At 57.0% G+C, this 19,004-nt stretch carries 19 protein-coding genes and 1 pseudogene; 10 read left to right on the forward strand and 10 right to left on the reverse strand.

Translation table 11 applies throughout. From position 1 onward, the window contains the following. Positions 1-23 precede the first annotated feature (23 nt). The 6 genes and pseudogenes from LN244_RS04080 to LN244_RS16480 all read right to left on the reverse strand — a co-directional run. The gene (locus LN244_RS04080) at positions 24-1,655 is read right to left on the reverse strand and encodes a Na/Pi cotransporter family protein (RefSeq protein WP_239041574.1); all 1,632 of its coding nucleotides are present in this window, start codon (positions 1,653-1,655) and stop codon (positions 24-26) included. 94 nt (positions 1,656-1,749) lie between these two features. Next, a complete protein-coding gene (gene modC / locus LN244_RS04085; RefSeq protein WP_239041575.1) occupies positions 1,750-2,820 on the reverse strand; it encodes a molybdenum ABC transporter ATP-binding protein in 1,071 nt (356 codons plus the stop codon). Further along, the gene (gene modB, locus LN244_RS04090; RefSeq protein ID WP_239041576.1) at positions 2,817-3,503 is read right to left on the reverse strand and encodes a molybdate ABC transporter permease subunit; all 687 of its coding nucleotides are present in this window, start codon (positions 3,501-3,503) and stop codon (positions 2,817-2,819) included. Before modB ends, modC begins: the two co-directional genes overlap by 4 nt. Continuing rightward, the gene (gene modA / locus LN244_RS04095) at positions 3,490-4,236 is read right to left on the reverse strand and encodes a molybdate ABC transporter substrate-binding protein (RefSeq protein ID WP_239041577.1); all 747 of its coding nucleotides are present in this window, start codon (positions 4,234-4,236) and stop codon (positions 3,490-3,492) included. Before modA ends, modB begins: the two co-directional genes overlap by 14 nt. Positions 4,237-4,268: 32 nt before the next feature. Beyond that, the gene (locus tag LN244_RS04100; RefSeq protein WP_239041578.1) at positions 4,269-4,670 is read right to left on the reverse strand and encodes a ComF family protein; all 402 of its coding nucleotides are present in this window, start codon (positions 4,668-4,670) and stop codon (positions 4,269-4,271) included. A 123-nt stretch (positions 4,671-4,793) separates the two neighbouring features. Next, positions 4,794-4,976, reverse strand: a pseudogene (locus LN244_RS16480) (double zinc ribbon domain-containing protein); the annotation flags it as partial. Positions 4,977-5,075: 99 nt separating this feature from the next. Between LN244_RS16480 and bioB the strand changes: the two are divergent. From bioB to LN244_RS04135, 7 genes are all read left to right on the forward strand, one after another. Next, the gene (gene bioB / locus LN244_RS04105; protein WP_239041579.1) at positions 5,076-6,131 is read left to right on the forward strand and encodes a biotin synthase BioB; all 1,056 of its coding nucleotides are present in this window, start codon (positions 5,076-5,078) and stop codon (positions 6,129-6,131) included. Positions 6,132-6,143: 12 nt separating this feature from the next. Further along, positions 6,144-7,310 carry an 8-amino-7-oxononanoate synthase gene (gene bioF / locus LN244_RS04110; protein WP_239041580.1) on the forward strand — a complete coding sequence of 389 codons (1,167 nt, stop codon included), beginning with the start codon at positions 6,144-6,146 and terminating at the stop codon, positions 7,308-7,310. After that, a complete protein-coding gene (gene bioH, locus LN244_RS04115) occupies positions 7,307-8,083 on the forward strand; it encodes a pimeloyl-ACP methyl ester esterase BioH (protein WP_239041581.1) in 777 nt (258 codons plus the stop codon). Before bioF ends, bioH begins: the two co-directional genes overlap by 4 nt. Further along, the gene (gene bioC / locus LN244_RS04120; RefSeq protein WP_239041582.1) at positions 8,070-8,852 is read left to right on the forward strand and encodes a malonyl-ACP O-methyltransferase BioC; all 783 of its coding nucleotides are present in this window, start codon (positions 8,070-8,072) and stop codon (positions 8,850-8,852) included. Before bioH ends, bioC begins: the two co-directional genes overlap by 14 nt. Then, positions 8,849-9,535 carry a dethiobiotin synthase gene (gene bioD, locus LN244_RS04125; protein WP_239041583.1) on the forward strand — a complete coding sequence of 229 codons (687 nt, stop codon included), beginning with the start codon at positions 8,849-8,851 and terminating at the stop codon, positions 9,533-9,535. Before bioC ends, bioD begins: the two co-directional genes overlap by 4 nt. A gap of 118 nt (positions 9,536-9,653) precedes the next feature. Continuing rightward, the gene (locus LN244_RS04130) at positions 9,654-9,893 is read left to right on the forward strand and encodes a hypothetical protein (RefSeq protein ID WP_239041584.1); all 240 of its coding nucleotides are present in this window, start codon (positions 9,654-9,656) and stop codon (positions 9,891-9,893) included. Positions 9,894-9,964: 71 nt separating this feature from the next. Beyond that, complete coding sequence (locus LN244_RS04135) at positions 9,965-10,693, forward strand: putative metalloprotease CJM1_0395 family protein (RefSeq protein ID WP_239041585.1); 729 nt, start codon at positions 9,965-9,967, stop codon at positions 10,691-10,693. Between the two features lie 7 nt (positions 10,694-10,700). On the opposite strand, the gene LN244_RS04140 is transcribed toward LN244_RS04135, so the two are convergent. The 3 genes from LN244_RS04140 to xseA all read right to left on the reverse strand — a co-directional run bounded on the left by LN244_RS04140 (position 10,701) and on the right by xseA (position 13,553). Next, positions 10,701-11,462: an alpha/beta fold hydrolase gene (locus LN244_RS04140; RefSeq protein WP_239041586.1), complete on the reverse strand. Its 762-nt coding sequence runs from the start codon at positions 11,460-11,462 to the stop codon at positions 10,701-10,703. A 52-nt stretch (positions 11,463-11,514) separates the two neighbouring features. Further along, positions 11,515-12,141: an FKBP-type peptidyl-prolyl cis-trans isomerase gene (locus LN244_RS04145; RefSeq protein ID WP_239041587.1), complete on the reverse strand. Its 627-nt coding sequence runs from the start codon at positions 12,139-12,141 to the stop codon at positions 11,515-11,517. 65 nt (positions 12,142-12,206) lie between these two features. After that, positions 12,207-13,553, reverse strand: a complete 1,347-nt coding sequence (xseA, locus tag LN244_RS04150; RefSeq protein ID WP_239041588.1) for an exodeoxyribonuclease VII large subunit — start codon at positions 13,551-13,553, stop codon at positions 12,207-12,209. A gap of 120 nt (positions 13,554-13,673) precedes the next feature. Here xseA and guaB point away from each other — a divergent pair, with 120 nt between their 5' ends. The 3 genes from guaB (at position 13,674) to tadA (ending at position 17,403) form a co-directional block, all read left to right on the forward strand. Next, positions 13,674-15,143, forward strand: coding sequence for an IMP dehydrogenase (gene guaB / locus LN244_RS04155; protein ID WP_239041589.1), 1,470 nt, complete (start codon positions 13,674-13,676; stop codon positions 15,141-15,143). 93 nt (positions 15,144-15,236) lie between these two features. After that, a complete protein-coding gene (gene guaA / locus LN244_RS04160; RefSeq protein ID WP_239041590.1) occupies positions 15,237-16,817 on the forward strand; it encodes a glutamine-hydrolyzing GMP synthase in 1,581 nt (526 codons plus the stop codon). A 79-nt stretch (positions 16,818-16,896) separates the two neighbouring features. Next, entirely contained in the window at positions 16,897-17,403 is a 507-nt protein-coding gene (tadA, locus tag LN244_RS04165) for a tRNA adenosine(34) deaminase TadA (protein ID WP_239041591.1), read from the forward strand. Positions 17,404-17,413: 10 nt separating this feature from the next. Here the strand turns inward: tadA and mltF are convergent, their stop codons facing one another. After that, on the reverse strand, positions 17,414-18,910 hold the full coding sequence (gene mltF, locus LN244_RS04170) for a membrane-bound lytic murein transglycosylase MltF (protein WP_239041592.1): 1,497 nt from the start codon (positions 18,908-18,910) through the stop codon (positions 17,414-17,416). Between the last annotated feature and the right edge of the window lie 94 nt (positions 18,911-19,004).

The following is a 19,004-nucleotide window of genomic DNA, read 5'->3' on the forward strand; positions in this document are numbered from 1 at the left end:
TAGCTGAAGCGCAGTATATCCTATCAGTCCTGCTCCAGCAGCGGTGCCCTGTGTTGTACCGGTGTCGTGCTGCTCCAGTAGCGTGATGCTTTCTCGGCCTGCTCGGCCAGGCGGTGAATATGACTCAGTGCATCCAGCAGTTGCACTGAGTCAGCCGGCGTCAACTGACGGGAAATTGTCTGGTCAAGCAGGCCGCTTTTGAGATGCTGGTATTCCCGTTCCATCTCGCGTTTCATCTGATGCGTTTCATAGCCTTGAATGGCCATGTCATCGCGGACTTCGCAGGCATCGATCAAGTGAACAACCGCCTGTTGATAATCATGGACGTTGGAGCGAATGCCTGACTCCTGCAGCTGTTCGAACACCGGGTAGTACTCGGGCAGTCGAGCTGCAAGCCGAGCCATTTCGTTGAAGTAACGGGCAACGCGCAATGATATTGGCAGGGTTTCGCTGATTTCGACGCTGAGGTTCTGCCGAGCCAGTTCCTGGTTGAATTCACCGATGCTACTGACCAGCTGGTTCAGACTTTCATATTGCTGTTGCAAGCGCTCGGCAGCCCCTCGTTCTGCACTGATGGCTTCTCGAGCCATACGGCTGCAAATGCGGCTCACCCGAGCCAACTCCATATTGATTGCCTCTACCGCCAGAGATGGGGTGGTCAGTATGTTGCTGTCCAGATAACGGGGCTTGGCTTCGCTTTCCTCCAGGGTGCGAAAACGTTTCTTTAAAAATGCCACCATTCGGTCAGTCAGGGGCCACATCAACAAGACGCCAGCGATATTGAACAGGGTATGGAACAGGGCCAGCAGCGCGACCAGGTCGAATGCCGAAGGGTCCAGTTGGTTGAGCAGGCCACCCAGTGTTACCAGTAGTACCAAACCGACCAGGCCGGTCAGCAGGTTGAACAGCACGTGAGCCGCCGAGATGCGCTTGGCGTTAGGTGTGGCGCCGATGGAAGCCAGCAGCGCGGTGGTCGTGGTGCCGACATTGGCACCGATCACCAGCGCGGCGGCAGCGGCCAGAGAGATACTTTCGGTATGTACCAGAGACAGGGCAATCGCAATAACCGCGGCTGAGGCCTGCATCAGGAAGGTCAGCACTATGCCCGCAACGACAAAGAGTGCCAATGCCAGCGGCCCGGCTCCCAGTTCAGCCAGCGGAACGGAATTACTCAGGCCATCAAAGCTGGCACGAAGGAAGTCGAGGCCGATGAAGAAAATGCCAAAACCGGCAATGGCAGTCCCTATGTGTGCCCGTCGGCTGTTGCCGCCGCTGACGCGAAGCACCATGCCGGCACCAATCAGAGGCAGGGCAAAGGCGCTGATCTTGAACTTGAAACCAATCAAGGCGACCAGCCAGCCCACCATGGTAGTGCCGATATTGCTGCCATAGATGATCGAAACCGACTGAGCCAGCGACAGCAAACCGGCGTTGACAAAGCCCAACGTGGCGACAGTGACGGCACTGGATGACTGTACAAGAGCAGTGATAAGGGCACCTGATACCACACCTTTCAGTCTTGAGCCGGTGGCATGCTCCAGCGCGGCCTTGAGTGAGCGACCTGCGGCCTGCTTGAGACCATTGGTCAACAGCTGCATCCCGAGCAGGAACAGTCCTATGCCGCCAAAAAGCTGTCCCAGCATTTCCAGTGTCATTCCCTTAGCATCTCCCTTGATTGTTGTCTCAAAATTAGCAGAGCATTAGGTGCAGGTCGAGCAAGTGTTTGTCGCAAAAGTGATTTTCAGGTTTTCAATATTCAACGGCAACGGATTTCACCAGAGCCCAAAGTTGAAGACCCGGTCGCAAGTCCAGTTCTTCCAGTGCGCGGTGGCTGATGCTGACCGGCAGAGCATGACGGCCAAAACGGACCTGAATACAGGGACGGTCAGGATCGGGATGCTCGATATTCGTGATGGTCACCGGTAACTGGTTCTGCAGGCTGGTACCGGAGAGAGGCTGCAGTGACAGGGCTATATCTTCAGCCTGAAGGCTCAGCGTCAAGGGTGTTCCGGGAGTATGCGTAGCGCCTGCTATCCAGATCGGGGGCAGATCCTCTTCAATAAGAATGGCGGTCATCCGGCTCCGGACATCAAGATTGCATACGCGTCCGCGCAGCAGTGCGCGGTTGCTCAATTGAGGAATGCAGCCTTGCTGACCGAAAAGGGTAGCAGGGTCTCCTTCGGCGATCACTCTTCCCTGTTGCAGGCAAACCATATGATTTGCCAGTCTCAAAACCTCGTCGACCGCGTGAGTCACATACAGCACAGGCAGGGAGTGACTCTGCTGAAGCTGTTCAATCAAGGCCATAATCAACAGGCGTGATTCCTGGTCGAGTGCACTCAGGGGCTCGTCCAGCAAGAGCAGCCGCGGGCGACTAAGCAGGGCGCGGGCCAGCGCAACGCGCTGTTTTTGACCGCCAGACAGGGTTGCAGGCTTTTGTCTGAGCAGGGGGCCCAGTTGCAACTGTTCGATCAGAAGGGCCTTGTCCAGTTGAACACCCAGGCGCCGATAGGGGGTAGCGAAGTTGAGATTGTCCTGCACGTTCAGGTGGGGAAATAACCGGGCATCCTGAAAGACCATGCCGATATTGCGCTGTTCAGGCGGTATAAAAGTACCCCGATCACAGTCCTGCCAGCAATCGTTCCCGAAGCGGATGACGCCCTGTTGTGCTGGCTCCAGGCCGGACAGCAATCGCATCAGGGTGGATTTGCCGCATCCGGAGGGGCCAAAGAGCGCGGTGATGCCCTGGCAGGCCAGCTGCAATTCAACTTCAAGTTCAAAGGTCGAATAACGGTGCTGCAGCGAGAGGGACAGACTCATCGAATCACCTCTGTGCGTTGACGATGATTGATGCTGTAAAGCACCAGCAGCAAACTAACGGAAAACAGCAGTAGCCCACCCGCCAGCCAGTGAGCCCGGCCGTAATCGAGGGTTTCCACGTGATCGTAAAGAGCGATCGACAGGACCTGGGTGCTGCCCGGGATATTGCCGCCGATCATCAGTACCACACCGAACTCGCCGACCGTATGCGCGAAGCCCAGCGTGACAGCCGTCAGAAAACTGCGTCGACACAGTGGCAGCACGATGCGCCTGAAACAGGACCAGCGTCCGGCACCCAGTGAGCGTGCCGCCTGCAGCATGCCTTGATCCAGTTGCTCGAAGCCGCCTTGTAAAGGCTGAACAACAAACGGCAGGGAATAGAGAACGGAACCGATCAACAAACCGGTGAACGTAAAAGCCAGCCCCGAGCCCGTAAGCCATTGCCAGGGCGCACCCAAAGCACCGTCCGGAGCGAATGCCAATAACAGGTAGAAGCCGAGTACCGTCGGCGGCAGTATCAATGGCAGGGCTACCAATGCTTCGGGTATCACTTTCCAGCGGTGGCGGGTATTCGCCAGCCACCAGGCGAACGGCGTGCCGAGCAGCAGCAGAATGATGGTTGTCAGACTCGCCAGTTGCAGCGTCAGCCAAAGAGCGGTCAGGTCCTGTTCAGTGGGCAGCATGGTTGGCTCCTTCAATGGAGATATAGCCGCTTTGTGTGATCAGCTCTTGTGCGGGTTCCGAGTGCAGAAACTCGATGAAGCGCTCAGCAAGCGGGTTGCCGGCACTGCGCCGCAACCGGATTAATTGCTGCTCAACCGGTAGATGCAGTCGTGGGTCAACTGGGGCCCATTGTGAGGCGGGAATATTCTGCTGAATCAGTAAGGCTTGAGCCACCAACCCCTGACTGACGTTACCACTGTGGATAAATTGGAATGCCTGGGCGATGTTGCTGCCTTGAATGACTCGGATATCGTTCCATCGACCGATGGCGGTCAGGGCCTGTTGTGCAGCCAGACCGTAGGGGGCCGTGCGAGGGTTGGCGATGGCAAGAGCCCCTGAGCTCAGGTCGGCAATTGATACCGGCTGTCCTGCCGGCTGCCAAAGTGCCAGTTGGCCGGTGGCATAGGTCATGCGGCTGCCGGGGAGACCGAGTCCCTCCCGCTCCAATCGCTCTGGCCGAACCCGGTCAGCAGCGAAAAAGATATCGAAGGGAGCGCCTTGATGAATCTGGGTATAGAGCATGCCCGTCGATGCACTGCTGATGGTGATGTCGTGTTCGTGCCGAGGATCAAAAAGTGCGACCAGCTGTTCCAGCGGACGCTTGAAGTTGGCGGCGACGGCCAGGTTGAGGCCGTCGGCCAGAGCAAGGCTCGGCAGCAGCAGGCAAAGCGCGCAGAGCAGGCGTGTGAACATGTGCTTCCCTGACGTTGCGATGGCATTTCAATTTATCGAACCTCCGGCGTTCTGGCCAGCACCCAGATGTCGACGTGTTCAGCACCGGCTGACTTGAGTAGCCGGGCAAGGGTGTTGGCGGTGGTACCGGTGGTCATAACATCATCGACAACTGCCAGGTGTCGCGGTGGTTGTCGAGTGACCTTGAAAGCATGCTGCAGGTTTTGCCTTCGCTCGTCCAACCCCAGTGTCATCTGCTGCGGGGTACGCCGAGTCTTGCTCAGGCAGTGGCACAGTGGCAATTTCAGGTCGCTCGACAGAACGTTAGCAAGCAGCCGGGCCTGATTAAAGCCACGCGTGAACTCGCTGAGTGGATGCATGGGCACCGCGACAAGGGCATCGGGCCATTCCTGTTCGTACTGTTCACGCAAAAAAGTGGCAAATACTCGGCCCATCCATCCCAGATGCCCCGGCTGGCGCCGGTATTTGATTCTGGGCAGTAACTGGCTTATCGGAAAATCATAGTTAAAAGCAGCCACAACGCGATCAAAACAGGGACTCTCCTTTAGGCAACGTACACACAGGCTTCCCGGGGGCGTAAACGGAGGCAAAGGCATGGCACAGCCGCGACACCTGCTTAACAGCCATGGCAGGTCGGCGTGGCAATCAGCGCAGATGCCATGAGGATCGGCACCGGGAAAGCCACATAGCACGCAGGACTGGTTAATTAATAACCAGTTGTTTATTTTTGATAAAAACATAGGTTGACAGCTCCTTCTGTCGCTTTATGATCAACACCATATTGCCGGCACCCGTCCTTGGGTGCGCATCACCGATTATGTCACAAGGGGATTGGAGTCATGCAAAACCTGGCTGAAGTGCGCCACGACTGGACCGAACAGGAAGTCCGTGAGCTGTTTGAGCTGCCGATGAACGATCTGCTGTTCCAGGCGCAAAGCGTGCACCGTCAGCACTTTAATCCCAATGAAGTTCAGGTCAGCACTTTGCTGTCGATCAAAACCGGTTCCTGCCCTGAAGACTGCAAGTACTGCCCACAGAGTGCTCACTACAATACCGGTCTTGAAAAGCAGCGTCTGATGGAGGTCGAGGCGGTATTGAACAAGGCTCGCCAGGCCAAGGAGTCCGGTTCAACCCGTTTCTGCATGGGCGCGGCCTGGAAGCACCCCACTGACCGTGACATGCCCTACGTCATCGAGATGATCAAGGGCGTGAAGGAGATGGGGCTGGAAACCTGCATGACCTTGGGCATGCTGAAGGAGTCTCAGGCGCAGCAGTTGGCAGACGCCGGTCTGGACTATTACAACCACAACCTTGACACCTCGCCTGAATTCTACGACAAGATCATCACCACTCGAACCTACGAGGATCGCCTCAACACCCTGCAGCATGTGCGTGATTCCGGCATGAAAATCTGCAGCGGCGGTATTCTGGGTATGGGGGAGACGGCCAAGGACCGCTATGGCCTGTTGATGCAGTTGGCTAATTTGCCACAGCAGCCGGAGTCGGTGCCGATCAACATGCTGGTCAAGGTACAGGGGACTCCGCTGGAAGATGTCGAGGATCTGGATCCGCTGGAGTTCATCCGTACCATCGCCGTGGCGCGTATCATGATGCCGAAGTCACATGTGCGCCTGTCCGCCGGTCGTGAGCAGATGTCTGATGAGCTTCAGGCGATGGCTTTCTTCGCGGGCGCCAACTCCATTTTCTACGGTGAGTGTCTGCTGACGACGCCGAATCCGGAAACCCATCGCGATCTCCAACTGTTCAGGCGTTTGGGCATTCGTCCAGAGCAGCGTATAGAAGATTCCGATGCCGATCAGGAGCAGCGTCTGGTACAGAAAATTCAGGCCCAACAGGATGCCGAACTGTTCGTTGATGCTACCTCGGCTCACTGAGGCACTTCTCCTATGTCTTTCAATGATCTCGCTGCCGCGCTGCAAGCGCGGCGGCAGGGCAACCTTTACCGCCAGCGCCGGGTACTGGAGTCGGCGCAGGGACCTGAAGTCAGTGTCGACGGTCGCCGCTATCTGGCATTTTGCTCCAATGACTACCTGGGGCTCGCCAACCATCCTGACGTGATCACCGCACTCAAGCGTGGAGCGGATACCTATGGTGTTGGTGGGGGGGCTTCTCATCTGGTCAATGGCCACTCACGCGCACACCATGCGCTGGAAGAAGAGCTGGCTGCCTTTACCGGTCGTGAGCGGGTATTGCTCTTTTCCACCGGCTACATGGCTAATATCGGTGCCATCAACGCATTGATCGACAGGCAGGATGCCGTGTTTCAAGACCGCCTCAACCACGCCTCTTTGCTGGATGCGGGTCTGCTCAGTGGTGCCCGGTTCCAGCGCTATCTCCATAATGATCCCGAGAGCCTTGCTCAGCGTATGGCGCGTTCTGAAGCGCGCCGGAAGCTGGTCGTTACGGATGGCGTGTTCAGTATGGATGGCGATATTGCCGACCTGCCCGAGCTGAGTCGTGTGACACGGGAGCAGGGGGGCTGGCTGATGGTCGATGATGCACATGGTTTTGGCTGCCTGGGCAATAACGGTGGCGGTTGTGTTGAACATTTTGGCCTGAGCAGTGAAGACGTCCCCGTTTTGATCGGCACGCTGGGCAAGGGGTTCGGTACCTCTGGTGCCTTCGTGGCCGGCTCTGAAGTGTTGATTGAAACCCTGATCCAGTTTGCCCGGACCTATATCTATACCACCAGCATGTCGCCTGCAGTTGCGGAAGCGACCCGTACCAGTCTCGGGCTGTTGCAAGCCGAGAGCTGGCGCCGTGACAAGTTGGCACAACTGATCCAGCGATTTCGTCGAGGCTGCTCACAGCTGGGCTATGAGCTCATGGACTCGCCGACACCGATCCAGCCGATCCTGATTGGCGAGGCGGGTGAAGCCATGCGCATCAGTGCGGAGCTTGAAGCGCGTGGCATTTTCATCAGTGCCATTCGCCCGCCAACCGTGCCGGCGGGCAGCTCACGCCTCAGGGTCACAATCAGTGCTGCCCACAGTGAGGCGCAGATTGATCGCCTGCTTGAGGCGCTGGACGCGGTGCGTGGAGAGGTAAAATGAGCCTGTGGACCGAAACGCGCGGCTATGGGCCCGAGCTGGTGTTATTGCACGGCTGGGGATTGAGCTCGGAGATCTGGGGCGAGTTTGCCGACCGTTTGAGCGAGCGCTACCGGGTGACGCTGATTGACTTGCCCGGGCTTGGACGTTCAGTGCCGGCTGGTGACATGTCGTTGCATGCGGTTGTCCAGTCATTGCTGGAGGTTGCTCCAGAGCAGGCTCATTGGGTGGGCTGGTCACTGGGCGGGCAACTGGCACTGGCCGTAGCCGAGCACGCTCCAGAGCGGGTGAAAAGCCTGAGTCTGGTTGCCTCCAATCCCTGCTTTGTGGCTCGCGATGACTGGCCCTGCGCCATGGCGCCGGAGGTGTTCGGGGCCTTTGTGGATTCGCTGGCTGATAATGAGGCCAAGACGCTGCAGCGCTTCGCTGCATTGCAAACTCGGGGCTCAGACAGTGCCCGTGATGAATTGAAACGACTCAAGTCCGTCATTGTGAACACGGCTCCTGAGGCATTGGCTGCGGCACTCATGCTGCTTGAATCGGATCTGCGTAAAGGGCTTGCAGGTATCCGTTGTCCGGTTCAGTTGATATTGGGGGCTGAAGATCAGTTGGTACCGGTGTCACTTGCAGCGAACGTTAGCCGGTTAAACCAACATCTTGATGTATGGGTGCTGGAACGGGGTGCGCATCTGCCTTTCATCAGTCATGCCGATCAGGTGCTTCAGGCCCTGAATTCACTTACTGGAAATACAGAAGGTGTGAATGCAGCGGGATAAGCGCAAGGTTGCCCAGGCGTTCAGTCGGGCCGCGCAGAGTTATGACTCGGTTGCACAGCTACAGCGGGATATTGCTGACCGGCTTTTGCACTGGTTGCCACCTGAGGTCGATGGAGAGCTGCTTGATCTGGGCTGTGGTACCGGCTATGCAGCACCGCTGTTACGAGAGCGCTATCCACAGGCGCCATTGATTCACCTGGATCTGGCGCATGGCATGCTGGCGTATGCTCGCGAGCAGCGCCCGGTTCCCGGAGCGTACTATTTATGTGGTGATGCGGAGCAGCTGCCGCTGGCCGACGCCAGCGTGGATCTGGTCTGGTCGAGCCTGGCGATCCAGTGGTGTGAGCAGCCTGATCGTTTGCTGTCCGAGCTGGCTCGCGTGCTGAGGCCAGGAGGACGTTGTCTGCTGGCTACATTGGGCCCGGATACGCTGCATGAGCTTAAACAGGCCTGGGCAGCGGTAGATGATGATGTGCATGTGAACAGCTTTATTCCGCTGCAGCAATTGTTGGAGCACCCTGCTGGCCTGGAGCTGGTGCGCAGTGAAACTGAATATCGCGTACTTCGTTATGGCCGCCTGCAGCAGCTGATGCACGAGCTCAAGGCTTTGGGAGCTCACAACGTCAACCATCGTCGAGAGCAGGGGCTCAGTAGTCGTCAACGTCTTGTTCGTCTGCTGAATGCCTATGAGCAGCAGCGTCAGGCTGATGGTGCTCTGCCAGCTACTTATGAAGTCTATTATGTGGAATTGAGTAAGGATCTGCCGTGAAAAAGCGTTTCTTTATCGCCGGTACCGATACCGATGCCGGCAAGACCTTGGTGACGACCGGTCTTTTGGCAGCGGCGAATCGTCAGGGGTTGAGAACCATGGGTCTCAAACCCGTAGCCGCAGGCTGCGAGCAGACACCGGATGGGCTGCGCAACAGCGATGCACTTCAGTTGCAGCAGACGGCCAGTGTCAAGTTGAGCTATGAGCAGGTGAATCCAATCGCCTTTGAACCACCCATCGCTCCGCATATTGCAGCAGAGCAGGAAGGGCGGGCCCTGAGTGCGGATCGACTTGCGGCCTACTGCCGGGGCGCCATGATGCAGCCGGCGGATCTGGTGTTGGTAGAAGGGGCCGGAGGCTGGCGGGTACCGCTGAGTATGCGTGAAAGCCTGGCGCGCCTGCCTCAGCTGTTGGAGCTGGACGTCATTCTGGTGGTAGGCATGAAGCTGGGATGTATCAATCATGCCATCTTGACGGCTGAGGCGATTGCGCGTGATGGTCTGCGTCTGGCGGGTTGGGTCGCCAACCATATCGATCCTGCGATGAGTTGTCCGGATGAGAACCTGGCGACCCTGGAACGCCTTTTCCGAGCCCCTCTTCTGGGGCGTGTGCCCTGGCTTGAAGCGCCTACTGCGGATGCTGTTGCCGATCACCTTGACTTGAGGCTGCTTTTGGGTGAGTAAAAAGTGACCAGTGATTGGGTTTGATCTATACTGGCAGCAATCCCGTAACCGGGTACATGATCAACTCTAATGACCCGGCAACGCTAAGCTGGCCCCAAGGATCATAGGAAGGTGTGGCATGAATGTGACAACCGCCAACAGCCTGTTCAACGTAAATCGAACTCTGGATAACGTCCCCAAGGCATCCAGTGATACTCTGGGCAGTGGGCAAGTTGAAAACCCTGAAATGGCCTCAGGTCGCCCTGTGAATCCGGCGATTGCTGATACTGCTGTTGATCGTACGGCAGACGCGGCGGCGACAAAAGTTGTCAATCAGGCCAGTGAAGTGCTGGGTAACCTGATCGATACCCGGGTCTGACTCGTTCAGGCTGATTGGCTTCGTTGCTATTTGTCATGAGCACGGTTATTTCGAGCACTCCCACTCCCTTAATGCCCATTGCAACTCCCGGCAGTGGCGCTACTCCTGCTGCTGGTGATGAACTGCCGGGCCGTGCTTCCGCTGCCGGCTCGGCGCGAGAAAATCGTTCGGACTCTCTGACACCGGAATCCGACAAGGCTCGACAGCCATCGGAGATGTCCACAAAGGAACGTGCCCAGGAGCTGCAGGAGCAGCAGGTGGTACGTCAGCTGAGTGCCCGTGATCGAGAAGTTCGCCAGCACGAAATGGCGCATCAGGCGGCAGGTGGCGGTCATACGGGGGCTGTTTCCTATACGTTTCAGCGTGGACCGGATGGGCGCATGTATGCCGTGGGTGGTGAGGTCAGTATCGACACCTCCGCCGTCAGTGGCGACCCTCGGGCTACGCTGGAAAAAGCGGAAGCCATTATCAGGGCGGCAATGGCGCCGGCCGAGCCTTCATCACAGGATTACCGGGTAGCCGCCAGTGCGCGGGCCATGGCTGCAGAGGCCCGGGCAGAGTTGGCAAAGCTTGAAGAAAGCGAGCAGGAAGATACTGCTGAAGCCGATGATGCAGGCAAGGATGAGTCAGTGTCCGAGGCCGAAAGCACTCAGAGCAAAGCGACGGGCAATGCACAGCTGCAAGACACAGCTCGGCAGGCTGCGCCTCAGCCCTTGAATACGGTCCAGCAGCAGCTGATTGAAGCGGGCGTGTACACTTCGCTCTATCCTTCGGGGTCCCTGCTCAACCTACAGGCCTGACCTCCGGTCACTGTGCAAGAAAGTTTTCCACCAATCGCGTGAAGGCAGTCGGCTTCTCCACATGGGGGAGGTGTCCTGCTCCTGCGATAATCTTGAAACTCGCGTGGGGAAACAGCTGCTGGATCGGCTGCTGATGTTCCGCCATGAGATAGTTGGACTCCCCACCCTTGATGAACAGTACCTCACCGGTATAGCGGCTGCCTTCAGGCGACTCGCTGATGCGAGCGTATTGCTGCTCAAGCACTGGAAGGTTCATGCGCCAGGCAAACTGCTTGTGCTCGTTGCGATACAGGTTTTTCAGCAGGAAGGCGCGGGTCGCGGCTGAATCGATATATTCGCTCAACGTGCGATCGGCATCTCCTCGGCTTTTCAAATTGAGCAGATCAATCTGATTCAGGCCGGCAATAACGTCGTTGTGGTGGGGGGGATACTCGACCGGTGCGATATCAACAACGATCAGTCGTTTGACACGTTCGGGATGGTCCAGTGCGAACTGCATTGCGGCTTTGCCGCCCATGGAATGCCCCATCAGGTTGATGTGCTCGAGTTGCAAATGATCCAGCAGATCCAGCAGGTCGTTGCTCATGGCTTGATAGTTCATCTCATCGCTGTGCGGTGAGCGGCCATGGTTGCGCAGATCCGCCGCGATAACATCGAAATGCTCGCTCAGTTCCTTGATCTGTGCGCCCCAGTTTTCCAAAGTGCCAAACAAGCCGTGAAGAATGACCAGTGGCTCGCCCTGGCCGTGACGTTGAAAGTGCAACAACATGATAAAGGTCTCTCGGTCGACAGACGGGGCGCCTTTGAGCGCCCCGCTTGGATCAGAGGATGTCGATCAGCTCGACATCGAAGATCAGGGTCGAGTAGGGCGGGATGCCACCCGGTGAGCCCTGCGCGCCATAGGCCAGCTGGTAGGGTACGTACAGGCGCCATTTGGCACCCTTGCTCATCAGCTGCAATGCTTCGGTCCAGCCAGCGATAACGCCACCCACCGGGAATTCGGCTGGCTGACCACGCTCGTAGGAGCTGTCGAATACCTTGCCGTCGATGAAAGTGCCATGGTAGTGAGTGCGCACCTTGCTCTGCTTGGTCGGCTTGTCGCCGTCTTCTTCACCGGCTTCGATGATTTCGTACTGCAGACCGGATTCCAGGGTGATAACGCCTTCACGTGTGGCATTGTCGGCCAGGAACTGCTCGCCGGCTTCAGCGGCTTCCTTGGCCAGGGCCTCCTGAGCTTCACGGATGCGCTGGCTGATTTCGTTGAAAGCCGCCTGAATCTGCTCAGCCGGCACACGCAGTGCTTCACCATGGAAGGAGTCGCGCAGACCTGTGATGACGGCTTCTACGTCAACACCGTCGAAGCTGCCTTGAGCCAGTTGATCGCCCATCTGGCGCCCGATGCCGTAACTGGCACGTTGTTCTGTGGTTTCCAAAGCCTGTTCTGACATAGTACTTGCCTGTTTGGTTGTGTTAATGCAAAGGGGCGTGATCCTACCACAACGGGGATGCGGGTTCAGTCTGCATAACGGTCGACGGTACAGATCAACGTGCCTTCATGCAGCCGAGCGCTGATTTGATCGCCTGGGCTGACCTGTTCCTGCCGGGTGATGGCTTGTCCGTTCTCGTTCTGTACGATCGCATAACCCCGCTCCAGTGTTGCCAGCGGGCTGACGCCGTTCAACTGGCGTGCCTGAAACAGCAATTGCTGCCGACGCTGGCGCAATAGCAGGTCAATGGCATGCTGAAGTCGTTGTTGTAACGGAGAAAGTAACTGGCGTTTACGTTCCAGTATTCGCTGTGGAGAGCTGCGTTGCAGCCTCCGATGTAAGGCGTCCAGATGTTGGTCACTCTGCTGCAAGCGCAGTGAAAGGGCCCGCTGAAGTCGAAGTTCAAGCTGGTCAAGACGTTGCGATTGCTCGCGAAGGCGTTCGCCGGGGTGTCGTAAGCGTGCGCGCAAGTGCTCCAGACGTGTGCGGTGCAGGCTCAAATAGCGCAGAGTTTGACGCGTCAATCGTTGCTGGAGCGTTTGAAGCTGCTGCTGGAGTGATGCCTGGTCAGTACTCAACAGCTCTGCGGCTGCTGAGGGGGTGGGCGCACGCAGGTCAGCCACCAGATCGCTGATTGATATATCAACCTCGTGGCCCACAGCCGATACCACCGGGATTGCGGAAGCGGCAATTGCGCGCGCCACAATTTCCTCGTTGAAAGGCCAGAGATCTTCCAGCGAACCGCCGCCACGACCGACTATCAATGCGTCGCAGCGGCCATCGCGGTTGGCCAGTTCAATTGCGCGCACAATCTGTGCCGCTGCTTCGCTTCCCTGTACGGCGGTTGGATAGAGTGCGACCGGCAGTGATGGGCAGCGTCTTGCCAGTACCTGCAGAATATCGTGTATGGCTGCTCCCGTGGGTGATGTGATCACACCCACATGACGTACGGGACGGGGAATTGGGCGTTTGCGTGCCTGATCGAACAGCCCTTCCTGACTGAGCTGCAGTTTGAGTCGCTCGTATGCCTGCTGCAGTCGGCCTTGTCCGCTCTCCTGCATCTGTTCACAGATCAGCTGGAAGTCGCCTCTGCCTTCGTACAGGCTGACCTTGGCCATGACCACAACCTGGTCGCCTTCCTTGGGGCGAAAGCGGACTTGCAGGTTGCGGTTGCGAAACATGGCGCAGCGAACCTGTGCGCGATCATCCTTAAGGGTAAAATACCAGTGGCCCGAGGAGGGTCTGGCGAGGTTGCTGATTTCGCCTTCGACCTGCACGGTCATAAATGAATGCTCCAGCAGGGATTTGACCTGGCGATTGAGCTCGCTGACGCTGACGGCGCCGCTGTTCCGAGAGGCTATGTAATTGTTCATGCGAACATCTTAAACGACCCCGCTGGTGAAGGCATCCTTGGTTATTGCTGATTGTTGTTCGGGCAGTTTTGATGTACAATTTCTCGTTTAATTTTTCACGGAAATACGGGCTGGTTCAGTATGTTGCGAATCGTTGAAGAAGCGCTTACTTTTGATGATGTTTTGCTGGTTCCGGGGTACTCCGAAGTGCTCCCGAAAGACGTCTCGCTGAAAACCCGTCTGACCAAGGGTATTGAACTGAACATTCCGCTGGTCTCTGCGGCAATGGATACGGTGACCGAGTCCCGTCTGGCAATCGCCATGGCTCAGGAAGGTGGTATTGGTATCATCCACAAGAACCTCACCATCGAAAAGCAGGCTGACGAAGTACGCCGCGTGAAGAAGTTCGAAGCGGGTGTGGTTACGGATCCGGTGACCTGCAGTTCAGATACGACCGTGCGCGAGATCATCAACCTGTCGAGCGAACTGAATTTCTCCGGCTTCCCGGTAGTCGATAATGGCGAGCTGGTCGGTATCGTGACCAGTCGCGATGTGCGTTTCGAGCACGATCTGGATGCCAAGGTTTCCACCATTATGACACCCAAGGATCGCCTGGTAACCGCCAAAGAGGGTGAAGACCAGGAAGTGATTCGCGAGCTGCTGCGTCGTCATCGCATCGAGAAAATCCTGTTGGTTGACGATAACTTCTCACTGCGTGGCATGATGACCGTTAAGGACATGAACAAGGCGCAGGCATTCCCGAATGCGGCCAAGGACAGTCGTGGTCGCCTGATCGTGGGTGCGGCCGTAGGCACTGGTCCGGAGACGCCTGATCGTGTTGCTGCGCTGGTTGCGGCCGGTGTGGACCTGGTTGTAGTTGATACTGCCCACGGTCATTCCAAGGGTGTCATTGATCGCGTGGCGTGGGTAAAACAGAACTTCCCGCAGGTTCAGGTGATCGGCGGTAACATCGCTACGGCTGAAGCGGCGGTCGCGCTGGCAGAAGCGGGTGCTGATGGCGTCAAGGTTGGTATCGGTCCGGGTTCTATCTGTACAACTCGTATCGTTGCCGGTGTCGGTGTGCCTCAGATTTCTGCCGTGGCCAACGTGGCTGCAGCGCTGCGCGAGCATGGTGTTCCCTTGATTGCAGATGGCGGTGTTCGTTTCTCCGGTGACCTGGCCAAGGCTATAGCTGCCGGTGCTTCTGCGGTCATGGTAGGCTCCATGCTGGCGGGTACTGACGAAGCGCCTGGTGAAGTCGAGCTGTTCCAGGGGCGTGCATTCAAGTCCTATCGTGGCATGGGTTCCCTGGGGGCCATGTCAGGCCTGACCGGTTCGTCTGATCGTTACTTCCAGGATGCTAAAGAAGGTGCCGAAAAGCTGGTGCCGGAAGGCATCGAAGGTCGTGTGCCTTGCAAGGGGCCAATGGGTGGTGTGCTACATCAGTTGATGGGTGGTCTGCGAGCCTCCATGGGCTACACCGGTTGCTCCACTATTGAAGAGATGCGTAACAAGCCGAAGTTTGTGCGTATCACCAATGCGGGCATCACTGAAAGCCATGTACACGACGTCAGCATCACCAAGGAAGCGCCCAACTATCGTGTGGGCTAAACAGATTTAACACTAACCAGTAAGTGGGGCGTCAGATTGCCCCACTTTTTGTTTGCGCCGCCTGGCGGCCAGCATTCGGTGGAGTCACTGAGTATGAGCAAAGACATTCACGCGCAACGCATCCTGATTCTGGACTTCGGTTCCCAGTACACCCAGCTGATCGCACGTCGAGTGCGTGAAATCGGGGTTTACTGTGAGATCCATGCTTTTGATATGGATGAGGCGGCGATTCGTGAATTTGCCCCCAAGGGCATCATTCTGGCCGGCGGCCCTGAGTCCGTAACCGAGCTGGATTCTCCGCGCGCACCCGAGTGTGTCTTCAACATGGGGTTGCCGGTTCTGGGTATCTGCTACGGTATGCAGACCATGGCTGAACAGTTAGGTGGCAAGGTCAGCAGCTCTGACCAGCGAGAGTTCGGCTATGCCCGCGTGCGCCTGGCTGATAGCCCCAGTCGCCTGCTGGAAGGTATTGAGGACCATATCGCCAACAACGGCAGCCTTTCTCTGGATGTCTGGATGAGCCATGGTGACAAGGTCACTGAGCTGCCGGAAGGCTTCCATGTGATTGCAGCCACCGACTCTGCGCCGATTGCGGCCATGTGTGATCCCAAGCGCAATCTCTATGGCGTTCAGTTCCACCCGGAAGTGACTCACACCAAGCAGGGACTGCGAATTCTGGAGCGCTTCGTTCGCGAGATCTGTGGTACCGAAGCTCTGTGGACGGCTGCCAACATCATTCAGGACCTCATTGAGAAGGTCCAGCAGCAGGTTGGTGATGCCAAGGTATTGTTGGGCCTGTCTGGCGGCGTGGACTCATCCGTAGTAGCAGCGCTGCTGCACAAGGCGATCGGTGACAAACTGACCTGCGTGTTTGTGGATAACGGTCTGCTGCGCAAGGGTGAAGGCGACCAGGTAATGGACATGTTTGCCCGTAATATGGGTGTGAATGTGATCCGTGCCAATGCAGAGGATCAGTTCCTGAGTCGTTTGAAAGGCGAAGCCGATCCTGAGGCCAAGCGCAAGATCATCGGCAACACCTTCATTGAAGTATTTGATACGGAAGCCGAAAAACTCAAGGATTGCCGCTTCCTGGCCCAGGGGACCATCTATCCGGACGTGATTGAATCGGCCGCTGCCAAGACCGGCAAGGCGCATGTGATCAAGTCGCACCACAACGTGGGTGGCCTGCCGGAAGACATGAAGTTCGAACTGGTCGAGCCGCTGCGCGAGCTGTTCAAGGATGAGGTACGCAAGATCGGTCTGGAGCTGGGGCTGCCATACGATATGGTCTACCGTCATCCGTTCCCGGGTCCGGGTCTGGGTGTACGTATCCTTGGAGAGGTGAAGAAGGAATACGCGGATATCCTGCGCGAGGCTGATGCGATCTTCATCGAAGAGTTGCACAATGCTGACTGGTATCACAAGACCAGCCAGGCGTTCGCAGTATTCCTGCCGGTGAAGTCCGTGGGGGTTGTGGGTGACGGACGTCGCTACGAGTACGTGATCGCGTTGCGTGCTGTCGAAACCATCGACTTCATGACAGCGCGTTGGGCTCACCTGCCATATGAGCTTCTGGAGAAGGTGTCTGGTCGAATCATCAACGAAATCGCACAGGTTTCGCGTGTGACCTACGACGTATCCAGCAAACCGCCGGCTACTATTGAGTGGGAATGATCGGCGCGTCTGGATGATCAGATTGAAAAGCCCGCTGTTGCGGGCTTTTTCATGTTTGAGGGCAAGGCGGTAAGTAACGATGGATCAGGAGCAGTTGGATCGTTTCTACATGCAGCAGGCGTTACGGCTGGCCGAAAAAGCGGCACAGTTGGGTGAGGTTCCGGTTGGCGCTCTGCTGGTAATGGATGGTGAGGTCATCGGCGAGGGATGGAACCGCCCCATCAGTGGTCATGATCCCACGGCGCATGCCGAAATCATGGCCTTGCGTGAGGCCGCTGCACGAGTGGGTAACTACAGGCTGGTTGGGGCAACTCTGTACGTCACCATTGAGCCCTGTACCATGTGCGCAGGAGCGTTGGTGCATGCGCGTGTAGCCAGGGTAGTGTTCGGGACCACGGAGCCGAAGGCGGGTGCGGTTGTGAGTAATCAGCAGTTGTTCGATCAGCCCTGGGTGAATCATCGCCCGGAACATGAAGGCGGTGTGCTTGAGGGGGCTTGCGCGTCAGTGATCAGCGAGTTCTTCCGGCTTCGGCGAGACGAGCAGAAACGACAGAAGCGGCTTCGGCGAGAAGCTGCCGGGGACTGAAGTTTACCTCTTAAAGTGCGCTGGGCAGATTGCTTAATGGCAGTTCCGGCAGGGTAGTGCTTGGCTCGACTTCGGCTGCGTCGCTGTCAGAGTCCGGTGATGGTGCCAAGTCGCGCGCGCTGGCAGTGTCCACCTCCCAGCGCAGCAACTCCATGTACTTGCGAATATTACTGACATACTGGACCGGTTCATGACCGCGTGCATAGCCATAGCGTGTCTGCGGGTAATACTTTGGATTGCTCAGTCGAGGCAGAAAGTCGCGAACGTGTTGCCACTTGTCCGGGTTCTTGCCAGCCTTTTGCGTCAGAATGCGGGCATCCTCCAGGTGTCCAAACCCAACGTTGTAGCCCGCCAGTGCGAACCAGGTGTGATCCGGATCAGGTATGCGTTCGGGGATTTTCTTTTTGACATTCACCAGATAACGAGCTCCGCCCAGAATGCTTTGCTGAGGGTCTGTTCGGTCGCTCACACCGACTTCATCGGCTGCGGCCTGGGTAAGCATCATGATGCCTCGGACGCCTGTCGGCGACACGGCATCGGCCCTCCAGTGTGACTCCTGATAAGCGATAGCTGCCAGCAGTAACCAGCTGATGCCGGTCTCCTCTTCAGCCTGTTTGAACCAGGGGTAAAGGGGAAGGAAGCGTTCCTGAAGATCTCGCCGGAAGGTCACAGTGTCGAAGAAGTTGAGCGGGTTGGTGCGCGAAAAGTAACGTTCCTCGAGCTGTTTGATCAGAGTCTGTGTGCTTTCAAGCTGAAACCAGTTTTCCAGCTCAGCCTTGAGAGTGCCGTCGTGATGTCGGTTCAGCATCCAGGCGATAGGCTGAGGCTCCTGAAGTTCAAAGGCAGCTTTGAGGCCGGGATAAAATGACTTTTGTGCATCGAAGACGGCAGAATCCAGCAGAGTGTAATCCAGGGTGCCGTCATGTACGAGGTCGAGCAGGTCGGTGACGGAGTCATCATCGGTGCTGGACCATTTCAGATCAGGATGTTGCTTCTGTATTTGCTTGAGCAGCTCTGCATAGCTGGAGCCTGCAAGCACACGAATATTGCGGTTATACAGATCTTCCAGGGTTTTGGGGGCGGGGTTGCCGCGCCGGACGCGGTAGATTACGACCGGTGCGCTGCTGCGATATGCAGGCGAGAAATCAAACTGTTTGCGTCTTTCTGGTGTTGCCGTCAGGCTGGCGGCAGCAATGTGAGCATTCCTTGCCTTAAGTACCTGAAACAGACCGGCAAAACTGTCGGGCAGGGCCAGCTCCAGCTTGACGCCCAGGTGATCGGCAAAGGCCTGGGCCAGTTCATATTCGAATCCGGCCGGTTCTCCCTTGCGGATGTAATACGTCATCGGCGTATTAGTTGTGGCAAAGCGGATCAGACCGTTCTGCTTGATTGCCTCCAGCTGGGTAGGAGTACTCAGGCTGAGCATGGCCAGTCCGAAAGTCATGACGACCAGGAAGCCGAAGTAGATCAGCTCTCGTAAGTGCGGGGACTGGCGCAGTTCAAACATAGGCTCTGCTATTCTGTATCTCGATGGCCTGATCAGGTAAAATCGTCATTTAAATTTTTGCTCTCCAACGCCTGATTCGCAGGTAGAACCAAGA

Source organism: Marinobacterium sediminicola, from assembly GCF_022343685.1.
Lineage (GTDB): Bacteria > Pseudomonadota > Gammaproteobacteria > Pseudomonadales > Balneatricaceae > Marinobacterium > Marinobacterium sediminicola.

What these genes read in the sequence shown, in the direction of transcription:
- modB (WP_239041576.1), bottom strand. Translation starts at nt 3,503, where the DNA reads ATGCTGCCCACTGAACAGGACCTGACCGCTCTTTGGCTGACGCTGCAA.
- LN244_RS04080 (WP_239041574.1), bottom strand. Translation starts at nt 1,655, where the DNA reads ATGACACTGGAAATGCTGGGACAGCTTTTTGGCGGCATAGGACTGTTC.
- LN244_RS04135 (WP_239041585.1), top strand. Translation starts at nt 9,965, where the DNA reads ATGCCCATTGCAACTCCCGGCAGTGGCGCTACTCCTGCTGCTGGTGAT.
- guaA (WP_239041590.1), top strand. Translation starts at nt 15,237, where the DNA reads ATGAGCAAAGACATTCACGCGCAACGCATCCTGATTCTGGACTTCGGT.
- bioH (WP_239041581.1), top strand. Translation starts at nt 7,307, where the DNA reads ATGAGCCTGTGGACCGAAACGCGCGGCTATGGGCCCGAGCTGGTGTTA.
- modA (WP_239041577.1), bottom strand. Translation starts at nt 4,236, where the DNA reads ATGTTCACACGCCTGCTCTGCGCGCTTTGCCTGCTGCTGCCGAGCCTT.
- modC (WP_239041575.1), bottom strand. Translation starts at nt 2,820, where the DNA reads ATGAGTCTGTCCCTCTCGCTGCAGCACCGTTATTCGACCTTTGAACTT.
- LN244_RS04145 (WP_239041587.1), bottom strand. Translation starts at nt 12,141, where the DNA reads ATGTCAGAACAGGCTTTGGAAACCACAGAACAACGTGCCAGTTACGGC.
- xseA (WP_239041588.1), bottom strand. Translation starts at nt 13,553, where the DNA reads ATGAACAATTACATAGCCTCTCGGAACAGCGGCGCCGTCAGCGTCAGC.
- LN244_RS04130 (WP_239041584.1), top strand. Translation starts at nt 9,654, where the DNA reads ATGAATGTGACAACCGCCAACAGCCTGTTCAACGTAAATCGAACTCTG.
- mltF (WP_239041592.1), bottom strand. Translation starts at nt 18,910, where the DNA reads ATGTTTGAACTGCGCCAGTCCCCGCACTTACGAGAGCTGATCTACTTC.
- bioF (WP_239041580.1), top strand. Translation starts at nt 6,144, where the DNA reads ATGTCTTTCAATGATCTCGCTGCCGCGCTGCAAGCGCGGCGGCAGGGC.
- bioC (WP_239041582.1), top strand. Translation starts at nt 8,070, where the DNA reads ATGCAGCGGGATAAGCGCAAGGTTGCCCAGGCGTTCAGTCGGGCCGCG.
- LN244_RS04100 (WP_239041578.1), bottom strand. Translation starts at nt 4,670, where the DNA reads ATGGGCCGAGTATTTGCCACTTTTTTGCGTGAACAGTACGAACAGGAA.
- LN244_RS04140 (WP_239041586.1), bottom strand. Translation starts at nt 11,462, where the DNA reads ATGTTGTTGCACTTTCAACGTCACGGCCAGGGCGAGCCACTGGTCATT.
- bioB (WP_239041579.1), top strand. Translation starts at nt 5,076, where the DNA reads ATGCAAAACCTGGCTGAAGTGCGCCACGACTGGACCGAACAGGAAGTC.
- guaB (WP_239041589.1), top strand. Translation starts at nt 13,674, where the DNA reads ATGTTGCGAATCGTTGAAGAAGCGCTTACTTTTGATGATGTTTTGCTG.
- tadA (WP_239041591.1), top strand. Translation starts at nt 16,897, where the DNA reads ATGGATCAGGAGCAGTTGGATCGTTTCTACATGCAGCAGGCGTTACGG.